Here is a 20,249-nt window from a genome sequence, read left to right as displayed (position 1 = left end):
GCATGCGGGATCTCTCCGCCCTGACGAGCTGGCACGCGGACTGGCGCGGGCTCCGCGTCGTCGTCCTCGGCCTGGGCGTCTCCGGCTTCGCCGCCGCCGACACCCTCGTGGAGCTCGGTGCCGAGGTGCTCGTGACGGCGCACCGCTCGCGCGGGCAGCACCGCGAGCTGCTCGAGGTCATCGGCGCGCGGTTCGCCGAGCAGCCCGACGAGGCCCTCGTCCCCGCCGAGCTCGACGCTTTCGAGCCGGAGCTCGTCATCGTGTCGCCCGGCTACCCGCCGAGCCACGCCCTCCCGAGCTGGGCCGCCTCCCGGGGTCTGCCCGTCTGGGGCGATGTCGAGCTCGCCTGGCGCCTGCGCGACAAGGTGGGCGCGCCCGCCGACTGGATCTGCGTGACCGGCACGAACGGCAAGACGACGACGACGCAGCTCACCGCGAGCATGCTCGTCGCGGGCGGGCTGCGCGCGGCCCCCGCCGGCAACATCGGCATCCCCGTCCTCGACGCGATCCGCGACCCGCAGGGCTTCGACGCCCTCGTCGTCGAGCTCTCGAGCCACCAGCTGCACTGGATCAACCGCCCCGGCGCCGCGGCGGACGGCGGGGCGGTGCGCGCGCTCGCGAGCGTCGTCCTCAACATCGACGACGACCACCTCGCCTGGCACGGGGGCCGCGAGGCCTACCGCGCCGCGAAGGGCCGCGTCTACGAGCACACCCGCGTCGCCTGCGTCTACAACCGCGCGGACGAGGCGACCATGCATCTCGTCGAGGAGGCGGAGGTCGAGGAGGGCTGCCGCGCGATCGGCTTCGGGCTCGACATCCCCGGCCCGAGCGATCTCGGGCTCGTCGAGGACCTGCTCGCCGACCGCGCCTTCCTCGACGCGCGCCGCACGAGCGCCCTCGAGCTGGCGACGCTCGACGACCTCCGCGAGTCGGGCCTCGGCGCGCCGCACTCGGTGCAGAACGTGCTCGCCGCCGCCGCGCTCGCGCGCGCCGCGGGCGTCGAGCCGGCCGCGATCCGGGCGGCGATCCGCGCCTTCCGCATGGACGGCCACCGGACCGAGACGATCGCGGAGGTCGGCGGCGTCCGCTGGGTCGACGACTCGAAGGCGACGAACCCGCACGCCGCCCACGCCGCCCTGCAGTCCTACGAGCGCGTCGTCTGGATCGTCGGCGGCCTGCTCAAGGGCGTCGACGTCGCGCCGCTCGTCGGCCGGCACGCGGAGCGCCTGCGCGGCGCCGTCGTGATCGGCGCCGATCGCACCGCGGTGCTCGCCGCGTTCGCGCGACACGCGCCCGGCGTGACGGTCGTGGAGGTGGATGCGACGGAGACTGAGCAGGTGATGCCCGCGGTCGTGCGGGCGGCAGCCGAGATGGCCCGCGAGGGGGATGTCGTGCTGCTCGCGCCCTCGGCGGCATCCATGGACCAGTTCGAGGACTACGCAGACCGCGGCCGGCGCTTCGCCGAGGCCGTCCGGGCGCAGGCGGGAGGAGCATCGCATGACGACGACGCGACCCCCCAGGACGGCGGATCGGCCGGCTGAGCCGCCGCGCGGCCGCGGCGCGGTCGTCGTCGTCAAGCGCCTCTTCGGGGCCGAGACCCCCGAGTACTTCTGGCTCCTCGGCACGACGCTGTTCCTCGTCGCCTTCGGCCTCGTCATGGTGCTCTCCTCCTCCTCGGTGACCTCGAGCCTCAACAACGAGGGCGACTTCTTCGGCGACTTCGCCCGACAGGCGCTCTTCGCCGCGATCGGCATCCCGATCATGCTCATCGCGGCGCGGATGCCCGCGACCTTCTGGCGGCGCTGGGGCTGGCGGCTCCTCATCGGCGCGGTCGGCCTCCAGCTCCTCGTCTTCGTCCCGGGCATCGGGTGGGGCACGGGCGGCAACAACAACTGGATCCGCATCGCGGGCTTCTCGCTGCAGCCCTCCGAGTTCGTGAAGCTCGCGCTCGTGATCTGGATGGCGGCCGTCATCACCTCGAAGAGCGCGCTGCTGCACCAGTGGAAGCACGTGCTCATCCCGATCGGCCCCGTCGCGGGTGCCGCGATCGGCTTCGTCCTCGTCGGCGGCGACCTCGGCACCGCCTCGATCATGCTGCTCATGGTGCTCGGCGCGCTCTTCTTCGGCGCGGTCCGCCTCCGCATCATCGCCGCGGGCACGGCGATCATCGGCGTCGTCGGCTTCCTCTTCGTCGCGGTCAGCGAGGGCAACCGGCGCGAGCGCATCGAGGCCTGGCTCTCCGGCTGCGTGAACGACGCCGACTACGACCGCTACTGCTGGCAGACGCTCCACGGCTGGTGGGCGCTCGCCTCGGGCGGCCCCTTCGGCGTCGGCCTCGGCAACTCGACCTCGAAGTGGTCGTGGCTGCCCGCCGCCGACAACGACTTCATCTTCGCCGTCATCGGCGAGGAGCTCGGCTTCGTGGGGGCCGTCGTCGTGCTCGTGCTCTTCGGCATCATGGCGGTCTCCTTCGTCCGCATCGCGCGGATGTCGCACGACCGCTTCGCGAAGATCGCGACCGGCACGGCCATGGTCTGGATCGTCGGGCAGGCCTTCGTGAACATCGCGGTGGTGCTCGGCCTCCTCCCCGTGCTCGGCGTCCCGCTCCCGCTCATCTCCTCGGGCGGCTCGGCGCTCGTGACGACCCTCGCGGCCGTCGGCGTCGTCCTCTCCTTCGCCCGACGCCGCACCGACCCGGAGCCCGCCGCCTCGTGACGACCTACCTCTTCGCCGGCGGCGGCACCGCCGGTCACGTGAACCCGCTCCTCGCGACGGCCGACCGCCTCCGCGAGCGCGAGCGCGACGCCCGCGTGCTCGTGCTCGGCACCGCCGAGGGTCTCGAGGCCCGCCTCGTCCCGGCGCGCGGCTACGAGCTGCTCACGATCCCGCGGCTGCCCTTCCCGCGGCGTCCCGGTGCCGCGGCCCTGCGCTTCCCGGGCGCCATCCGCGCCTCGATCGACCGCACGGCCTCCCTCATGGAGGAGCACGCGGTGGATGCCGTGGTGGGCTTCGGCGGCTACGCCTCGGCCCCGGCGTACCTTGCCGCGCGCCGCCTCGGCACGCCGATCGCGATCCATGAGCAGAACGCGAGGCCGGGGCTCGCGAACCGCCTCGGCGCGCGCCTGACGGACCATGTCGGCGTCGCCTTCGCGGGCACCCGCCTCCGCGGCGCGCGGGTCGTGGGGATGCCGCTGCGGCGTGAGATCGAGCGCCTCGACCTCGCGGCGGCCCGCGCCGCGGCCTTCGACATCTTCGAGCTCGACCCGCTCAAGCCGACCCTGCTCGTCACGGGTGGCTCGACGGGCGCGCGCAGCATCAACCGCACGCTCGCGGCCGCGATCCCCGCGCTCCTCGGCACGGGCTGGCAGGTGCTCCACATCGCCGGGGAGCGGGACGCGCTCGCCGATCCCGGACTCGCCGGCTACCGCCTCCTCGCGTACTGCGACCGCATGGAGCTCGCCCTCTCGATCGCCGACCTCGCGGTCTCGCGCGCGGGGGCGACGACCGCGAGCGAGCTCGCGGCGCTCGGCATCCCCGCCGTCTACATCCCGTACCCGGTCGGCAACGGCGAGCAGCGCGTGAACGCCCGGGAGGCGGTCCACGCGGGCGGCGCCATCCTCGTCTCCGACGCGGAGTTCACGCCGGAGTGGGCGCAGACCTCCCTCGTGGCCCTGCTCGAGGACCGCGCCTCGGTCGCGGAGATGGCCGCGCGCATGGTCGGCGTCGGCCGCCGCGACGGCGCCGACCGCATGGTCGACCTGCTCCTCGAGGCGGTCGGCGGCGCGGGCGCCGGGACCGTAGGGTAGGGGCGATGATCAAGCCGGACCTCTCGCTCCAGCTCCCCGAGGAGCTCGGCCGCCTCCACTTCGTCGGCATCGGCGGCTCCGGCATGAGCGGCATCGCGCGCCAGTTCCTGGAGTCCGGCCACACGGTCACGGGCTCCGATCTCCGCGAGACGGACGCCGTCCGCGAGCTGCGCGCGCTCGGCGCCCGGATCGCGATCGGCCACGCGGCCGAGAACGTCGGCGTCGCCGACACGCTCGTCGTGACCGGCGCCCTCTGGCAGGACAACCCCGAGTACCAGCTCGCGCTCGAGCGCGGCCTCCCGGTCCTCCACCGCTCGCAGGCGCTCGCCTGGCTCATCTCCCGGCGCCGGCTCGTCTCGGTCGCGGGCGCGCACGGCAAGTCGACCTCGACGGGGATGCTCGTGACGGCGCTGCGCGCGCTCGACGCGGACCCGAGCTTCGTCAACGGCGGCGTCATCCAGAACCTGGGCGTCTCGAGCGCCCACGGTGCGGGCGAGCTGTTCGTCGTCGAGGCGGACGAGTCGGACGGCAGCTTCCTCCTCTACGACACCGCGGTGGCGCTCGTGACGAACGTCGACGCCGACCACCTCGACCACTACGGCTCGCGCGAGGCCTTCCAGCAGGCCTTCATCGACTTCGCGGGCCGCGCCTCCGAGCTCGTCGCGATCTCGGCCGACGACCCGGGCGCCGCCGCCGTCGCCGACGCGCTCACGGGCCCCCGGATCATCCGCTTCGGCCGCGCCGAGCACGCCGAGCTCCGCATCCTCGCGATCGAGGCCGGCGACACGATCCGGCTGACCCTCGGCTGGCAGGGCGAGGAGCACCGCACCGTGCTCGGCGTCCCGGGCGAGCACAACGGCGTCAACGCGACGGGCGTCGTCGCGGTGCTCCTGGGCCTCGGCTACGGGCTCGCGGAGTCGATGGATGCGCTCGCCGGCTTCGGCGGGACGGGGCGCCGCTTCGAGCTCCACGACGCCGTGCGCGGGGTCCGCGTCTACGACGACTACGCCCACCACCCCACCGAGGTGGAGGCGGCGCTCCGCACGGCGCGCTCGGTGGTCGGCGCGGGCCGCGTCATCGCGGTGCACCAGCCGCACCTGTACAGCCGCACCCGCGACATGGCGGGCGAGTTCGCCGCCGTCTACGAGGAGCTCGCCGACCACACGGTCGTGCTCGACGTCTTCGGCGCGCGTGAGGACCCCATCGAGGGCGTCACGGGCGCGCTCGTCGTCGAGCGCTTCGCGGACGCCGACCGCGTCTCCTACCGGCCGGACTGGCAGGAGGCGGCCGATCGCGTCGCCGAGCTGGCGCGCGAGGGCGACCTCGTCATGACGCTGAGCTGCGGCGACGTGTACCGGATCATCCCGCAGATCCTGGACGCCCTGGGCGACGAGCCGCGGGGCTGAGCGTGAAGCGGCCCGAGGGGTTCGACCGGCCGGCGCCGGCACCGCCCGAGAAGCCGGCGCGGCCCGCGCTGGGACGGGGGAGCGGGCTCCGCGAGCAGGCGGAGCGCGTCTGGCGCTCCCGCTCGCAGCGGGATCGGGATGCGGGCGCGGCGGAGGCGGCCGGGAGCGCGGAGGCCGGGGAGCCGACGACGGAGCCGATCGCGATCGTCGGACCCGGGACCGCGGGGCCGTCGGACCAGGCGGGGTCGTCGGACGAGGCGGGTCCGTCCGCGACGGCCGGGGCGACTCCGGCGCGGGAGTCCGCGGAGCCCGCGACACGGTCGGCCCCGGCTTCCGCCCGCGAGGCGCGCGCCGAGCTCCGTCGAGCCGTGCGCGCCCGACGCCGCGCCGAGCGCTCCGAGCTGCGCCGCTTCACCCGGCGGGCGCGGACGAGGCGGATCGCCTGGATCACGGCGGCCGGGATCCTCGTGGTCTTCGGCGGGCTGATCGCGGTCGCCGTCTTCTCGCCGCTGCTGGCGCTGCGCACGATCACGGTCGAGGGCGCCTCGCGGCTGGATGCCGGCGAGCTCGAGCGCGCCGTCTCCGATCAGCTCGGCACGCCGCTGGCGCTGCTCGACGAGAGCCGCATCCGCGCGGCGCTGGGCGAGTACCGGCTGATCGAGAGCTACGCGACGGAGCTCGTGCCGCCGGGGACGATGATCATCCACGTCGTCGAGCGGACGCCCATCGGCGCGGTGCGGATCGACGGCGGCGTCGAGCTCATCGACCCGGCGGGTGTCGTGGTCGACACGCTCGAGCGCCGGCCCGCCGGCATCCCGGTCGTCCGGGTGCCGGACGACGGGACCGACTCGCCCGCGTTCCGGGCGATCGCCGAGGTGCTCCTCGCGATGCCGCCCGAGCGGCGCGAGAACGTGCGGACCGTGACGGCGACGACGCCGGACGACGTGAGCTTCACGATGACGGGCGGTCGCACCGTCGTGTGGGGGAGTGCGGAGCGCTCCTCGCACAAGTCGGAGGTGCTCGTGCGCCTCATCCGCGCGAACGCCTCGCGCCCCGGCGAGTACGACGTCTCGGCGCCCGGGAGCGCGGTCTTCCGGGCTCGGCGCTGAGCTGACGGATCGTTATTTCCCGCGACACGCGGGCTCGGTCCGGGGGGCGCCCGACCGCGCGACGTACCGTGAAGCCACATTCAGAGTATTGAGGAAAACTTCAAACCTCAAGTAGAGGTTGAAGGTTGAACTCGAAGGGGCCGGACGTGACTTCGAACCAGAACTACCTCGCCGTGATCAAGGTCGTCGGCGTGGGCGGCGGCGGCGTCAACGCCGTCAACCGCATGATCGAGCTCGGCCTCCGCGGTGTCGAGTTCATCGCGATCAACACCGACGCCCAGGCGCTGCTCATGAGCGACGCCGACGTCAAGCTCGACGTCGGCCGCGAGCTGACCCGCGGCCTCGGCGCCGGCGCCGACCCCGAGGTCGGCCGACGCGCCGCCGAGGACCACGCCGAGGAGATCGAGGAGGCGCTCGCGGGCGCCGACATGGTCTTCGTCACGGCGGGCGAGGGCGGCGGCACCGGCACGGGCGGCGCGCCCGTCGTCGCGCGCGTCGCGAAGTCCATCGGCGCCCTCACGATCGGCGTCGTCACGAAGCCCTTCGGCTTCGAGGGCAAGCGCCGCCAGCAGCAGGCCGAGCAGGGCGTCGCCGCGCTCAAGGACGAGGTCGACACCCTCATCGTCGTCCCCAACGACCGCCTCCTCGAGATCAGCGACCGCGGCATCTCCATGATCGAGGCCTTCGAGACGGCCGACCAGGTGCTCCTCGCGGGCGTCCAGGGCATCACCGACCTCATCACGACCCCCGGCCTCATCAACCTCGACTTCGCGGACGTCAAGTCCGTCATGCAGGGCGCGGGCTCCGCGCTCATGGGCATCGGCTCGAGCCGCGGCGCCGACCGGGCCATCAAGGCCGCCGAGCTCGCCGTCGCGAGCCCGCTGCTCGAGGCCTCCATCGACGGCGCGCACGGCGTGCTCCTCTCGATCCAGGGCGGCTCCAACCTCGGCATCTTCGAGATCAACGACGCCGCGCGCCTCGTGCAGGAGGCCGTCCACCCCGAGGCGAACATCATCTTCGGCGCGGTCATCGACGACACCCTCGGCGACGAGGTCCGGGTGACGGTCATCGCGGCCGGCTTCGACGGCGGCGAGCCGATCGCGAAGCCCGCGGCCGTGCAGGAGCGCCGCGCGAGCTACGTCGACGCGGGCGTCCCCGCGGCGGTCGGCGCGGGCGGCCTCGCCGCGGGCGCCGGCCTGCCCGGCAGCGTCGGCTCGGCCCCCTCGCCCGTCGACGCCGCGCCCGCCGCCTGGAACGCCCCCGCCTCGGAGGCCCCGGCCGCGGCGCCCATCGACCGCGAGTTCGATGACGACGACGACCTCGACATCCCCGACTTCCTGAAGTGAGCGAGCCGGGTCTCGCCGAGCGCCTGGCCTCGGTGGATGCCGGGATCGCGGAGGCCGCGCGCCTCGCCGGGCGGGACCCCGCGGAGGTCACCCGCATCGTCGTGACGAAGTTCCACCCCGCCTCGCTCGTCCGCGAGCTCGCCGCCCTCGGCGTGCACGAGGTGGGGGAGAACCGGCATCAGGAGGCGCAGGCGAAGGCGCGCGAGCTCGAGGACCTCGACCTCGAGTGGCATTTCGTCGGCCAGCTCCAGAGCAAGAAGGCGCGGCAGGTGCGCGAGTACGCGGCCGTGCTCCACTCGCTCGACCGCGACTCGGTCGTCGATGCGCTCGCCGGGGGCGAGCCGATCGTCGACGGCTTCGTGCAGCTCAACCTGACGGACGATCCGGGGCGCGGCGGCACCGGCGATGCCGACGCGCTGCTGCGCATCGCGGAGCGCGTCCTCACGGGGGGCGGCATCCGCCTCCTCGGCGTCATGGCGGTCGCGCCCCTCGACGTCGAGCCCGCCCGCGCCTTCGCCGAGGTGCGCCGCCAGTCCGAGCGCCTGCGCGAGCTCGCACCCGAGGCCGACCGGATCTCCGCGGGGATGTCGCACGACTACCGCGAGGCGGTCGCCGCGGGCGCGACACACCTTCGCATCGGGACGGCAATCACGGGAAAGCGCCCCGAGCGCGGTTAATCTCGACAGCGAACCGACGACGGAGGACGAAGATGGCGAACCCGCTGCGCAAGACCATGGTGTATCTCGGTCTGGCCGACGAGGAGTACGACGAGCCCCAGGACGCGCGCGAGGAGCGGCCCCGCGCGACCCAGCTCGCCGCGGCCCCGGCGCCGAAGGCCGCCGACCGCGCCCCGGTCACCCCGCTCCGCCGCCCCGCCCCCGTGCGCGTCACGGCCCCCGGGGACATGAACGAGATCCTCACGGTCCACCCGCGCCACTACAAGGACGCGCAGTCGATCGCGGAGAGCTTCCGCGAGGGGATCCCGGTCATCATCAACCTCTCGCAGATGTCGGAGCCCGACGCGCGCCGGCTCATCGACTTCGCGAGCGGTCTCTCGCAGGGCCTCTACGGCAAGATCGAGCGGGTCACGAGCAAGGTCTTCCTGCTCTCCCCGCAGCACGTCGCGGTGAGCGGGGACCAGGCCGAGCCGGACTCCGACGTCGACGCGCAGTTCTTCGCCCAGTAGGCCGCGCGCCGACGCCTCGCTCCCGGTCCTTGTCCGTGTCGTGGATGTGACTGGAGTGGTTGGTGTTGCTCAGGGCCGGGGCTGTAGGGTAGACGAGTCCGCCGCCCACGGCGTCGGACTCCTGACGTCGCGTCGTCCATGACGCGGAGCATCGAGATCGAGAGGTGATGACCATGGCGCTGACGCCGGAGGACGTGGTCAACAAGCGGTTCAACCCGACGAAGTTCCGCGAGGGCTACGACCAGGACGAGGTCGACGACTTCCTCGACGAGGTCGTCGTCGAGCTGCGTCGACTGACGCAGGAGAACGAGGAGCTGCGCCAGCGCCTCGTCCAGAGCGAGTCGCGCATCAACGAGCTGCAGCGCGGCGGCGGCGACGCGGCACCCGCGCCGGCGGCCGCCGAGCCCGTGCCCGCCGTGGTCCCGGAGCCGGTCGCGGCGCCCGTCCCCGCAGCGGCCCCCGTGGCCGACGACTCGGCCGGCGTCACGGAGAGCACGAACAACCTCCTCCAGCTCGCGCGCCGCCTCCACGAGGAGCACGTCCGCGAGGGCATCGAGAAGCGCGACGCGCTCATCGCCGAGGGGCACGCGACCGCCGCCCGCCTCGTCAGCGAGGCCGAGACCAGCTCGCGCGAGCAGGTCGAGCGCCTCGAGACCACCAAGGCCCGCCTCGAGGGCTCGATCTCCGAGCTCCAGAGCTTCGAGTCCGAGTACCGCGGCAAGCTCAAGGGCTACATCGAGGACCAGCTCCGCGAGCTCGAGCAGAGCGCGAGCTTCGGCGAGGGCGCGCCCGAGGTCGCGACCGCGCCGCAGGCTCCCGCCTCGCCCGCCGCCGCCTCGATCGCGCCGCCGCCCAGCAGCGCCGCGGCGGCGCCCTCGGCCGGATTCCCGGGCTCCGCCCCGGCCCCGGTGCAGGCGGCGCCCGGCTCGGCGTCCGCGCCGGCCTCGGCCGCCGCGCCCGGCTCGGCGTCCGCGCCCGCCTCCGCCGCCGTGCCGCCGTCGGCTCCGGCCCCGGTGCAGAGCTTCGGCTCGGCCCCGGCGCCGCAGTTCCCGACGCCGTCCTCGCCGTTCGGGACGCCGCTGCAGCCCTCGAGCGCCCAGCAGGCGCCGTCGGCACCCGACCAGTCCGGTCTTGGCGGCCGCTGAGCCCACGACACCCGCTGCCCCGTCCTCGCGGACGGGGCAGTGGAGTGTCCGGGTGCTGATCCTCCTCGCGCTCGTCGCGGTCGTCGTCTACGGCCTCGACCAGCTCGTGAAGGCGTGGGTCGTCGCCGAGATGGAGCTGTACGAGACCATCCCGCTCCTCGGCGAGGTCCTCCAGCTCCACTACGTCACGAACCCGGGCGCCGCCTTCTCGCTCGCGAGCGGCTTCACCTGGATCCTCTCCGCCATCGCCCTCGGCGTCGTCGCGTTCGTCGTCTGGTTCTCGCGCCGGATCCGCTCCATCGGGTGGGGCGTCATGTTCGGCCTCGTGCTCGGCGGCGCGCTCGGCAACCTCACCGATCGGCTCACGCGCCCCCCGGGCTTCCCCGAGGGGCATGTCGTCGACTACATCCAGGTCATCTACTTCCCCGCGATCTTCAACATCGCCGACATCGCGATCGTGTCGAGCATGGGGCTCTTCATCCTGCTCACGATCCGCGGGGTCCGGCTCGACGGGACCCGGCTCGGCCGGGACCCCGAGCCCGCCGGCGGCGGCGCCGCGGCCGAGGCGCCGGAGCCCGGCGCGGACGAGCGCTGACCGTGGAGCGCCGCAGCCTCCCGGTGCCCGACGGCCTCGCGGGCGAGCGCGCGGACGCCGCCATCGCGAAGCTCCTCGGCTTCTCGCGGACCGCCGCCGCCGAGATCCTCGAGGCGGGCGGGGCGAGTCTCGACGGCGCGGTCCTCGCCAAGTCCGACCGCCTCCACGCGGACGGCTGGCTCGAGGTCGAATGGCAGCCGAAGCAGGATCCCATCGTCGTGCCGGTGCTCGTGCCCGGCTTCGAGATCGTGCACGACGACGACGACCTCGTCGTGATCGACAAGCCCGTGGGCGTCGCCGCCCACCCGGCGGTCGGCTGGGACGGACCGACCGTGCTCGGCGCGCTCGCGGGCGCCGGGTTCCGCATCAGCACCTCGGGTGCGGCGGAGCGCGCGGGGATCGTGCACCGGCTCGACGTCGGCACGAGCGGCCTCATGGTCGTCGCGAAGAGCGAGCGCGCCTACACGGAGCTCAAGCGGCAGTTCCACGACCGCGAGGTCGACAAGATCTACCACGCGGTCGTGCAGGGCCATCCCGACCCCTTCTCGGGCACGATCGACGCGCCCATCGGCCGGCATCCCGGCTCCAGCTGGAAGTTCGCGGTCACGGCGGGCGGCAAGCCGAGCGTCACGCACTACGACACGCTCGAGGCGATGCGCTCCGCGACCCTCCTCGAGATCCACCTCGAGACGGGACGCACCCACCAGATCCGCGTCCACATGGCGGCGCAGCGGCATCCCTGCGCCGGCGACCTGCTCTACGGCGCCGACCCCTCGCTCGCCGCCCGCCTCGGACTCGAGCGGCAGTGGCTGCACGCCATGCGCCTCGGCTTCCGGCATCCGGGCAGCGGCGAGCGCGTCGAGTTCTCGACGCGGTACCCGGAGGACCTCGCGCACGCACTCGATGTCCTCCGCGCGGATTAGGCTGGAGGGGTACCACCCCCCCCTCGACCTTGACCGGAGCGAGCGTGCCCTCGAGCGATTCCTTCGTGCACCTGCACGTCCACACCGAGTACTCGATGCTGGACGGCGCCGCCCGGGTCGGCGAGCTCGTGACGACGGCCGCCGGGCAGGGCATGCCGGCGATCGCGATGACCGATCACGGCAACGTGTTCGGCGCCTACGACTTCTGGAAGAAGGCGACCGACGCGGGCATCAAGCCGATCATCGGCACGGAGGCGTACCTCACGCCCGGCACGCACCGCAGCGACAAGACGCGGGTGCGCTGGGGCAACGGCGGCGGCGACGACGTCTCGGGTGCCGGCGCGTACACGCACATGACGCTGCTCGCCGAGAACACGACCGGCATGCACAACCTCTTCCGCATGTCCTCGCTCGCCTCGCTCGAGGGCTACTATTTCAAGCCGCGCATGGACCGCGAGCTCCTCTCCACCTACGCGGAGGGGCTCATCGCGACCACGGGCTGCCCCTCGGGTGAGATCCAGACCCGCCTCCGCCTCGGCCAGTACGAGGCCGCGAAGCAGGCGGCGAGCGACTACCGCGACATCTTCGGCAAGGAGAACTTCTACGCCGAGATCATGGATCACGGGCTCGGCATCGAGCGCCGGATCATGTCGGACCTGCTCCGCCTCGCGAAGGAGCTCGACCTCCCGCTCGTCGGCACCAACGACCTCCACTACACGCACGCGCACGACGCGAAGGCGCACGAGGTGCTCCTGTGCGTGCAGTCGGGCTCGACCCTCGACGACCCGAACCGCTTCAAGTTCGACTCGCAGGACTTCTACCTCAAGTCGGCGGCCGAGATGCGCCAGCTCTTCAAGGACCACCCCGAGGCCTGCGACAACACGCTCGCGATCGCCGAGCGCTGCGAGGTGCAGTTCGACACCACGGCGAACTACATGCCGCGCTACCCCGTCCCGGAGGGCGAGAACGAGGAGAGCTGGTTCATCAAGGAGGTCGAGACGGGCCTCCACCGCCGCTACCCCGAGGGCATCCCGGACGAGGTCCGCAAGCAGGCCGAGTACGAGACCCGGGTCATCACGCAGATGGGCTTCCCGGGCTACTTCCTCGTCGTCGCCGACTTCATCAACTGGTCCAAGGACAACGGCATCCGCGTCGGCCCCGGCCGCGGCTCCGGCGCGGGCTCCATGGCCGCCTACGCCATGAACATCACCGACCTCGACCCGCTGCGCCACGGCCTCATCTTCGAGCGCTTCCTCAACCCCGACCGCGTCTCGATGCCCGACTTCGACGTCGACTTCGACGAGCGCCGGCGCGGCGAGGTCATCCGCTACGTGACCGAGAAGTACGGCTCGGAGCGCGTCGCGCAGATCGTCACCTACGGCACCATCAAGTCGAAGCAGGCGCTCAAGGACTCGAGCCGCGTGCTCGGCTTCCCCTTCGGCATGGGCGAGAAGCTCACGAAGGCGATGCCCGCGCCGATCATGGCGAAGGACATCCCGCTCGCCGGGATCGTCGACCCCACGCACGAGCGCTACAAGGAGGCGGGCGACTTCCGCGGGGTGCTCGAGGCCGACCCGGATGCCAAGCGCGTCTTCGAGACCGCGCTCGGCCTCGAGGGCCTCAAGCGCCAGTGGGGCGTCCACGCGGCGGGCGTCATCATGTCGAGCGAGCCCCTCATCGACATCATCCCGATCATGCGCCGCGAGCAGGACGGCCAGATCGTCACGCAGTTCGACTACCCGACCTGCGAGTCCCTCGGGCTCATCAAGATGGACTTCCTGGGGCTGCGCAACCTCACGATCATCGACGACGCGCTCGACAACATCGAGTCGAACCGCGGCCACCGCCCCGTGCTCGAGGATCTCGACTACGACGACCGGCAGGCCTACGAGCTGCTGGCGCGCGGCGACTCGCTCGGCGTGTTCCAGCTCGACGGCGGGCCCATGCGAAGCCTCATGCGCCTCATGAAGCCCGACAACTTCGAGGACATCTCCGCGCTCATCGCCCTCTACCGCCCCGGCCCCATGGGCGCGAACTCGCACATCAACTACGCGCTCCGCAAGAACGGCCAGCAGGAGATCACGCCCATCCACCCCGAGTTCGCGGAGTCGCTCAAGGACATCCTCGACACCAGCTACGGCCTGATCATCTATCAGGAGCAGGTCATGGCGATCGCGCAGAAGGTGGCGGGCTTCTCGCTCGGCGAGGCCGACATCCTGCGCCGCGCGATGGGCAAGAAGAAGAAGGCGGAGCTCGACAAGCAGTACGCGGGCTTCAAGCAGGGCATGAACGACAACGGCTACTCGGATGCCGCCGTCGAGAAGCTCTGGGAGATCCTGCTGCCCTTCTCCGACTACGCCTTCAACAAGGCGCACTCGGCGGCCTACGGCGTGCTGAGCTACTGGACCGCCTACCTCAAGGCGCACTACCCGGCCGAGTACATGGCGGCGCTGCTCACGAGCGTCGGCGACTCGCGGGACAAGCTCGCGCTGTACCTCAACGAGTGCCGCCGCATGGGCATCACCGTGCTCGCACCCGACGTCAACGAGTCGATCGGATTCTTCTCCGCGGTCGGCGAGGACATCCGCTTCGGCCTGGGTGCGGTCCGCAACGTCGGCTTCAACGTCGTCGAGCAGATCCGGCAGGCCCGCGAGGCGCAGGGCGCGTTCACGTCCTTCCACGACTACCTCGCGAAGGTGCCGATCGTCGCCGTCAACAAGCGCACGGTCGAGTCGCTCATCAAGGCGGGCGCGTTCGACACCATGGGGCCGACGCGCCGGGCGATGATCGAGATCCACGAGAGCGCGGTCGAGTCGGCCGTGAAGATCAAGCGCGACGAGGCGAACGGCAACGTCGGCTTCGACTTCGACAGCCTCTTCGACGAGCCGCAGCTCTCGAGCGCGCACGTGCCGGAGCGACCGGAGTGGGGCAAGCGCGAGAAGCTCGCCTTCGAGCGCGACATGCTCGGGCTCTACGTCTCGGACCACCCGCTCGCGGGGCTCGAGCTCCAGCTCGCGAAGCTCGCCAGCCACTCCATCGCGGATCTGCTCGCGAGCGAGTCGATCCAGGATGGCGACATCGTCACGGTCGCGGGACTCATGACGAGCGTGCAGCACCGCACCGCCCGCAACTCGGGCAACCAGTACGGCATCGTCGAGGTCGAGGACTTCGGCGGCACCGTCTCGGTCATGTTCCTCGGCAAGACGTACCAGGAGTTCTCGCCCGCGCTGACGGCGGACGCGATCGCGGTCGTCCGCGGCCGCGTGAGCATGCGCGACGACGGGCTGAACCTGCACGCCCAGAGCATGTTCACGCCCGACACCGGGCAGAGCCTCGGCGCCGGCCCGCTCGTCATCCAGCTCCAGGAGCAGCGGGCGACGACCGATGTCGTCTCCCGCCTCAGCGACGTGCTCATCCGCCATTCGGGCGACAACGAGGTCCGGCTCCGGCTCGTGCGCGGCGACACCGCCCGCATGTTCGAGATCCCGTACCCCGTGACCGTCACGGCCGACCTCTACGGCGAGCTCAAGAGCCTCCTCGGCCCGAACTGCGTGGTCTGAGCGCGACCAGCGCGCCGGCTCCGCGCAACCAGCTCGCCGCCGAGGCATCCGCGGCGCGTCGCCGCCTCAGCGGTCACCGTCGACCTGGCGCCCCGCATCCCGGCTCAGACCGCGGTCCTCGGCGTCCAGCGCCGCGGATCCGCGCCTGAGCCGGTCGGCCGCACGCGCGTCACGCGGACAGACGGGTCATCAGCTCGGCTGCGTCGCGGATCGCCCCCTCGGCCTCCGACAGAGAACGGCCTCCGCCGGATCCGGACATCTCGAGCTGATCCGCGAGCTCCGCGACGTCGACGGGGAGGAAGTCGGTGGCCCGCTCATGTCCGATCCGGTCGTGCCACCGCGAGGCGAGATCCGCGGCGCTCATCGATCCCGCGAGAAAGGGCTCGGCGAGCAGCGCCGCCGCCGCGAGCCAGGCGTCCGCCTCGCCTGCCCGGTCGAGGCCCAGCGCCACCAGCGACCGCTCCACGAGGGCGTCGACCTGGAACGCGTTCGCGGGACGTCGGAGAGAACCGAGCTCGACGATGGCCGGCTCGTCGATGCCGATCGCCAGGAGCGCGACGGCGGCATCGATCACCTGCTGCTCATCCGCCCGCCGCACGCTCCGGGCGTGCGCGACGCGCCGAAATCGGCGCACCGCGTCCATCAGACGAGCGTGCCCTGGTGGTACTCCGCGACCCAGCCGCCGCCCTCGCGGCGCCAGATCGTCGACCGGCGGGAGAGACGGCCCGCATCTTGCTCCAGGGCGTAGGTCGCGAGCCAGAGCCCGGGCGAGAGCTCGCGGGCGGCGAAGTCGGAGACCGTCCAGCCCGCGTCCTGCGGGGTGTCGCCGCGGTGCGCGAGGGCGTCGAGGACGTGCTCGCGGGCGTAGACCGCGCCCGAGGCGCCGACCTCCCAGAAGGCGGGCGAGACGAGCTCGCCGACGCGGCTCGGCTCGAGGTCCTCGGGGAGGCGGTGCAGCAGCGGCTCGAGGGCCTCCAGCTCGGCGGCGTGCGCGACGTGCGCGGCGTGGTCGGTCATCCGGTCCTCCAGGGTCCTCGGGCGGCTCAGTCGAGCATCAGCGGCCGGTGGTAGCCGCGCTCATGGTAGACGAGGGCCTCGTCGGGCTCGCCGAGGCCGCCGTCCTCGATCTGGACGACGACGACGGCGTTGTCGGCGATGTGCACGCGCTCGACGATGCGGCCGAGCATCCAGCTGGGGACGTCGCGCAGCAGCGGGAGACCGTGGGGGCCGGGCGCCCAGTGGTCGCCGTCGAAGCGGTGGTCGTGGTCGCCCGCCATGATCGCGGCGACGTCGCGGTTGCGGGCGCCGAGCAGGTGGATCACGACCCGCTCGCCCTGCTCGATCGCCGGCCACGCGGTCGACACGCGCGCCATGTTGAAGGTGGCGAGCGGCGGGACGGCGGCGAGCGAGGCGACGGAGGTCGCGGTGAAGCCGCGCGGGGTCCCGTGCGCGTCGAGGGCGGTCACGACGGCGACGCCCGCCGCGAGGCGGCGGAACGCGAGCTTGAAGGCGGAGAGGTCGTCGACGATGCGGGGCTCGTCGGGCGCGGTGCGGGTGTCGTCCATGGTCGACTCCAATCCTGCCCCTCCGGACGCCCGGTCCGCTGGCCGCCGATACGATTGCCCCGATGATCTCGACGCTCGACCTCCGCGGCCGCCCCCTCACGCGGGCTGAGCTGATCGGCATCCTGCCCCGACCCGAGCAGGATGCGACGCGCGCCGCCGACGGCGCCCGCGCCCTCGTGGAGGAGGTGCGGCACGGCGGCGGGGCGGCCCTGCTCGATCAGGCGGAGCGCTTCGACGGCGTGCGCCCCGAGCAGGTGCGCGTGCCCGCCGAGGAGCTCGCGGCGGCGCTGGAGGCGCTCGACCCGGCCGTGCGCGCGGCGCTCGAGCGCGCCATCGAGCGGGTCCGGCTCGCGAGCGCCGCACAGGTGCCGCCGCCGGCCGTCACCGAGATCGGGCCGGGCGCCCGCATCCGCCAGCGCTGGCAGCCGATCGGGCGCGTCGGCCTCTACGTCCCCGGCGGCAAGGCCGTCTACCCCTCGAGCGTCGTCATGAACGTGGTGCCCGCGCAGGTCGCCGGCGTCGCCTCCATCGCCCTCGCCTCCCCGCCGCAGCGCGAGCACGGCGGCCGGGTGCACCCGGTGATCCTGGGCGCCGCGGCGCTCCTCGGCGTCGAGGAAGTCTACGCGATGGGCGGCGCGGGGGCGATCGGCGCCTTCGCCTACGGCGCCGCCGACCTCGGCCTCGAGCCCGTCGATCTCGTCACGGGTCCGGGCAACGTGTGGGTCGCGGCCGCGAAGCGCGTCGTGCAGGGCGTCGTCGGCATCGACTCCGAGGCGGGACCGACCGAGATCCTCGTGATCGCCGACGACTCGGCCGACCCGGCCTATGTCGCGGCCGACCTCGTGAGCCAGGCGGAGCACGACGAGCTCGCCTCCGCCGTCCTCGTCACCGACTCTGCCGAGCTCGGGGATGCCGTGCGCGCCGAGCTGGAGCGTCAGGTCGCGGCGACCTCGGCCCAGGCCCGCGTGCGCGCGTCCCTCGGCGCCGTGCAGTCGGCGATCGTGCTCGTCGACGACCTCGACGCGGCCGTGCGCGTCAGCAACGCCTACGGGCCGGAGCACCTCGAGGTCCAGACGCGCGACCCCGAGGCGACGCTCGCCGGCATCGTCGACGCGGGCGCGATCTTCCTCGGCGCCCACGCGCCCGTGAGCCTGGGCGACTACCTCGCCGGCAGCAACCACGTCCTCCCCACGGGCGGCGTCGCCCGCTTCGCCTCGGGGCTGGGGGCCGCGACCTTCCTCCGCTCGCAGCAGGTCGTCGACTACGACCGCCCGGGCCTCGAGGCCGTCGCGGCGGACGTCCGCGCGCTGAGCGACGCCGAGGCGCTGCCCGCGCACGGCGATGCGGTGGCGATCCGCCTCGCCGCCCCCGGGGCGCGCCCCGCGGCCGAACCCGGCGACGCCGTCTAGCCTGTTCGCACCATGTACTGCCCCTTCTGCCGCCACCCCGACAGCCGCGTCATCGATTCGCGCACGAGCGATGACGGCACCGCGATCCGCCGCCGACGCCAGTGCCCCGAGTGCGGGCGCCGCTTCTCGACGACCGAGACCGCGAGCCTCACGGTCATCAAGCGCAACGGCGTGGTCGAGCCCTTCAGCCGCGAGAAGATCGTCTCCGGCGTCCGCAAGGCGTGCCAGGGACGGCCCGTGACCGACACCGATCTGGCGCTCCTCGCGCAGCGCGTCGAGGAGTCGATCCGGGCGACGGGCGCCTCGCAGATCGAGGCGAACGACATCGGCCTCGCGATCCTGCCGCCGCTGCGCGAGCTCGACGAGGTCGCCTACCTCCGCTTCGCGAGCGTCTACCAGGCCTTCGAGTCCCTGGACGACTTCGAGTCGGCGATCGGGCAGCTCCGCACCGAGCACGCCGACGGGGATGCCGGCGCCGCCGACCAGGCGGGGGAGCGCGGCCGGTCCTGAGCCCCGTCCGGCGCTCGCTATCCTGAGGCGGACATGTACCCGCTGCTGTTCCGCCTCATCCTCACCCGCATCGATCCGGAGCAGGCGCACCACCTCGCCTTCGCGGTGATCCGGGCACTCGGCCTGCCGGTCCTCTCGGCGCTCGCCCGCGTGGCCACGCGTCCGGCTCCCGGACTCGGCGTCGAGGCCCTCGGCCTCCGCTTCGACTCGCCCTTCGGGGTCGCGGCGGGCTTCGACAAGGAGGCGCGCGGGGTGGCCGGGCTCGGGGCGCTCGGCTTCGGGCACGTCGAGATCGGCACCATCACGGCGCACGCGCAGCCGGGCAACGAGCGCCCGCGCCTCTTCCGCCTCGTGCCGGACCGCGCCGTCGTGAACCGGATGGGCTTCAACAACGCGGGAGCCGAGGCCGTCGCGCCGCGGCTCGAGCGCATCCGGCGCCGCCGGAACCGCCCCGTCCTGGGCGTCAACATCGGCAAGAGCCGGGTCGTCGACGTCGCGGACGCGACCGAGGACTACCTCCGCAGCACCCGCCTCCTCGCGCCGCTCGCCGACTACCTCGTCGTCAATGTGAGCTCGCCGAACACGCCGGGGCTCCGCGGCCTCCAGGAGCTCGAGCTGCTCGCGCCCCTCCTCGAGGCGGTGCGGGATGCGGCCGGCGCCACGCCCGTCCTGGTCAAGATCGCCCCCGACGTCACCGACGAGCAGGCGGTGCGGATCGCGGGGCTCGTGACCGAGCTCGGCCTGCCCGGCATCGTCGCGACGAACACGACGCTCTCCCGCGAGGGGCTCCACACGGCCGGCGCCGTCGTCGAGGCGGCGGGCGCCGGCGGCCTCTCGGGGGCGCCGCTGCGGTCGCGCTCACTCGAGCTGCTCCGCATCCTGCGCGAGGCGCTGCCGGACGGCGTCTGCATCGTGTCGGTCGGCGGCGTCGAGACGGCCGCCGACGTCCAGGAGCGGCTGGAGGCGGGCGCGACGCTCGTGCAGGGCTACACGGGATTCCTCTACCGCGGCCCGCTCTGGGCGCGGCAGATCAACCGGGGGCTCGCGCGCCTCGCGCGCCGCTGAGCCGTCGCGCCCGGGACGGGGTCGCGCCGCCGCTACAGCGTCGGGTGCTGCCCGCGCTTGACCTGCGGCTTCGGCAGGCGGAGCGGCCGCAGCTGCAGCGCGCGCATCGCGGCGTACCAGCGGACCTTCTCGGCCTTGTCGCCGTACTTGTCGCGCAGCTGCTTCGTGAGCCGCTGCCCGAGGATCACGCAGTCGAGCACCGCGAGCAGGATGAACGCCCACACGCCGAGCAGGGCGTAGGTCGCGACGCGCTGGTCGGGCAGGAAGGTCGCGAAGATCACGAGGAACATGAGCGGCAGCAGGATCTCGCCGATCGAGAAGCGTGCGTCGACCGTGTCGCGCACGAAGCGCTTCTGCGGCCCCTTGTCGCGCGGCGGGAGGTAGCGCTCCTCGCCGTTCGCCATGCCGACGCGCTGGCGGTCGCGCTCGGCGTTCATCCGCGAGCGCGCCTCCTTGCGGTCGTTCGCGACGAGCGGCCGCCGGTTCGCGGCCTCCCGCTCGGCGCGGGTCGGCGTCGGGCGCCCCTTGCGCGCGCCGGCGTCGTCGCCGGTCTCGGCAGGGGCAGGGGTCTCGTTCTTGGGCTTCGCCACGTCAGGTCCTCGTCGTCTCGCTCTCCCTAAGATT

19 protein-coding genes are annotated in these 20,249 nt (G+C 73.1%); 15 read left to right on the top strand and 4 right to left on the bottom strand.

The genetic code is table 11. The features are described from left to right. Nucleotides 1-2: 2 nt before the first annotated feature. The 12 genes from murD (at nt 3) to dnaE (ending at nt 15,076) form a co-directional block, all read left to right on the top strand. Nucleotides 3-1,541, top strand: a complete 1,539-nt coding sequence (gene murD / locus OF852_RS03940) for a UDP-N-acetylmuramoyl-L-alanine--D-glutamate ligase (protein WP_271120504.1) — start codon at nt 3-5, stop codon at nt 1,539-1,541. Next, entirely contained in the window at nt 1,498-2,715 is a 1,218-nt protein-coding gene (gene ftsW / locus OF852_RS03935) for a putative lipid II flippase FtsW (protein WP_271120503.1), read from the top strand. The genes murD and ftsW overlap by 44 nt, the downstream gene beginning before the upstream one ends. Next, nucleotides 2,712-3,806: a UDP-N-acetylglucosamine--N-acetylmuramyl-(pentapeptide) pyrophosphoryl-undecaprenol N-acetylglucosamine transferase gene (locus OF852_RS03930; RefSeq protein WP_271120502.1), complete on the top strand. Its 1,095-nt coding sequence runs from the start codon at nt 2,712-2,714 to the stop codon at nt 3,804-3,806. Before ftsW ends, OF852_RS03930 begins: the two co-directional genes overlap by 4 nt. A 5-nt stretch (nt 3,807-3,811) precedes the next feature. Then, nucleotides 3,812-5,212, top strand: a complete 1,401-nt coding sequence (murC, locus tag OF852_RS03925; RefSeq protein ID WP_271120501.1) for a UDP-N-acetylmuramate--L-alanine ligase — start codon at nt 3,812-3,814, stop codon at nt 5,210-5,212. A gap of 2 nt (nt 5,213-5,214) precedes the next feature. Beyond that, complete coding sequence (locus OF852_RS03920; RefSeq protein WP_271120500.1) at nt 5,215-6,321, top strand: FtsQ-type POTRA domain-containing protein; 1,107 nt, start codon at nt 5,215-5,217, stop codon at nt 6,319-6,321. 146 nt (nt 6,322-6,467) lie between these two features. After that, entirely contained in the window at nt 6,468-7,667 is a 1,200-nt protein-coding gene (gene ftsZ, locus OF852_RS03915) for a cell division protein FtsZ (protein ID WP_271120499.1), read from the top strand. Next, a complete protein-coding gene (locus OF852_RS03910; RefSeq protein WP_271120498.1) occupies nt 7,664-8,344 on the top strand; it encodes a YggS family pyridoxal phosphate-dependent enzyme in 681 nt (226 codons plus the stop codon). Before ftsZ ends, OF852_RS03910 begins: the two co-directional genes overlap by 4 nt. A 32-nt stretch (nt 8,345-8,376) precedes the next feature. Continuing rightward, a complete protein-coding gene (locus OF852_RS03905) occupies nt 8,377-8,853 on the top strand; it encodes a cell division protein SepF (RefSeq protein WP_271120497.1) in 477 nt (158 codons plus the stop codon). A 173-nt stretch (nt 8,854-9,026) separates the two neighbouring features. Next, entirely contained in the window at nt 9,027-9,998 is a 972-nt protein-coding gene (locus OF852_RS13995; RefSeq protein ID WP_333781467.1) for a DivIVA domain-containing protein, read from the top strand. Nucleotides 9,999-10,050: 52 nt separating this feature from the next. Next, nucleotides 10,051-10,593, top strand: coding sequence for a signal peptidase II (gene lspA, locus OF852_RS03895; protein ID WP_271120496.1), 543 nt, complete (start codon nt 10,051-10,053; stop codon nt 10,591-10,593). A 2-nt stretch (nt 10,594-10,595) separates the two neighbouring features. Continuing rightward, nucleotides 10,596-11,516: an RluA family pseudouridine synthase gene (locus OF852_RS03890; protein WP_271120495.1), complete on the top strand. Its 921-nt coding sequence runs from the start codon at nt 10,596-10,598 to the stop codon at nt 11,514-11,516. 95 nt (nt 11,517-11,611) lie between these two features. Continuing rightward, nucleotides 11,612-15,076 carry a DNA polymerase III subunit alpha gene (gene dnaE / locus OF852_RS03885; RefSeq protein ID WP_271121109.1) on the top strand — a complete coding sequence of 1,155 codons (3,465 nt, stop codon included), beginning with the start codon at nt 11,612-11,614 and terminating at the stop codon, nt 15,074-15,076. A 169-nt stretch (nt 15,077-15,245) separates the two neighbouring features. On the opposite strand, the gene OF852_RS03880 is transcribed toward dnaE, so the two are convergent. The 3 genes from OF852_RS03880 to OF852_RS03870 all read right to left on the bottom strand — a co-directional run bounded on the left by OF852_RS03880 (nt 15,246) and on the right by OF852_RS03870 (nt 16,641). Then, entirely contained in the window at nt 15,246-15,650 is a 405-nt protein-coding gene (locus OF852_RS03880; protein WP_271120494.1) for a hypothetical protein, read from the bottom strand. 68 nt (nt 15,651-15,718) lie between these two features. Beyond that, entirely contained in the window at nt 15,719-16,093 is a 375-nt protein-coding gene (locus OF852_RS03875; protein ID WP_271120493.1) for a nuclear transport factor 2 family protein, read from the bottom strand. Between the two features lie 26 nt (nt 16,094-16,119). Then, entirely contained in the window at nt 16,120-16,641 is a 522-nt protein-coding gene (locus tag OF852_RS03870) for a flavin reductase family protein (protein ID WP_271120492.1), read from the bottom strand. A 62-nt stretch (nt 16,642-16,703) separates the two neighbouring features. On the opposite strand from OF852_RS03870, the gene hisD reads away from it, so the two are divergent. From hisD to OF852_RS03855, 3 genes are read left to right on the top strand one after another with little or no spacing between them, the layout of a single operon-like run. After that, on the top strand, nt 16,704-18,050 hold the full coding sequence (hisD, locus tag OF852_RS03865) for a histidinol dehydrogenase (protein WP_271120491.1): 1,347 nt from the start codon (nt 16,704-16,706) through the stop codon (nt 18,048-18,050). A 12-nt stretch (nt 18,051-18,062) separates the two neighbouring features. Then, entirely contained in the window at nt 18,063-18,560 is a 498-nt protein-coding gene (nrdR, locus tag OF852_RS03860; protein WP_271120490.1) for a transcriptional regulator NrdR, read from the top strand. A gap of 33 nt (nt 18,561-18,593) precedes the next feature. Further along, nucleotides 18,594-19,625, top strand: a complete 1,032-nt coding sequence (locus OF852_RS03855) for a quinone-dependent dihydroorotate dehydrogenase (RefSeq protein WP_271120489.1) — start codon at nt 18,594-18,596, stop codon at nt 19,623-19,625. Nucleotides 19,626-19,657: 32 nt separating this feature from the next. Here OF852_RS03855 and OF852_RS03850 read toward each other — a convergent pair whose 3' ends face one another. Next, nucleotides 19,658-20,215 carry a DUF3043 domain-containing protein gene (locus OF852_RS03850; protein ID WP_271120488.1) on the bottom strand — a complete coding sequence of 186 codons (558 nt, stop codon included), beginning with the start codon at nt 20,213-20,215 and terminating at the stop codon, nt 19,658-19,660. Between the last annotated feature and the right edge of the window lie 34 nt (nt 20,216-20,249).

Origin of the sequence: Homoserinibacter sp. YIM 151385, from assembly GCF_027912415.1 — a bacterium.
Classification (GTDB): Bacteria; Actinomycetota; Actinomycetes; order Actinomycetales; family Microbacteriaceae; genus Schumannella.
The sequence above is the reverse complement of the archived record's forward strand: the minus strand, read 5'-3'. Positions and strand labels throughout refer to the sequence as shown.

Bases quoted from the DNA above. Each gene is read 5' to 3' on its own strand.
- OF852_RS13995 (WP_333781467.1), top strand. From the start codon at position 9,027: ATGGCGCTGACGCCGGAGGACGTGGTCAACAAGCGGTTCAACCCGACG.
- nrdR (WP_271120490.1), top strand. From the start codon at position 18,063: ATGTACTGCCCCTTCTGCCGCCACCCCGACAGCCGCGTCATCGATTCG.
- OF852_RS03855 (WP_271120489.1), top strand. From the start codon at position 18,594: ATGTACCCGCTGCTGTTCCGCCTCATCCTCACCCGCATCGATCCGGAG.
- OF852_RS03875 (WP_271120493.1), bottom strand. From the start codon at position 16,093: ATGACCGACCACGCCGCGCACGTCGCGCACGCCGCCGAGCTGGAGGCC.
- murD (WP_271120504.1), top strand. From the start codon at position 3: ATGCGGGATCTCTCCGCCCTGACGAGCTGGCACGCGGACTGGCGCGGG.
- OF852_RS03870 (WP_271120492.1), bottom strand. From the start codon at position 16,641: ATGGACGACACCCGCACCGCGCCCGACGAGCCCCGCATCGTCGACGAC.
- hisD (WP_271120491.1), top strand. From the start codon at position 16,704: ATGATCTCGACGCTCGACCTCCGCGGCCGCCCCCTCACGCGGGCTGAG.
- dnaE (WP_271121109.1), top strand. From the start codon at position 11,612: ATGCTGGACGGCGCCGCCCGGGTCGGCGAGCTCGTGACGACGGCCGCC.
- murC (WP_271120501.1), top strand. From the start codon at position 3,812: ATGATCAAGCCGGACCTCTCGCTCCAGCTCCCCGAGGAGCTCGGCCGC.
- OF852_RS03905 (WP_271120497.1), top strand. From the start codon at position 8,377: ATGGCGAACCCGCTGCGCAAGACCATGGTGTATCTCGGTCTGGCCGAC.
- ftsW (WP_271120503.1), top strand. From the start codon at position 1,498: ATGACGACGACGCGACCCCCCAGGACGGCGGATCGGCCGGCTGAGCCG.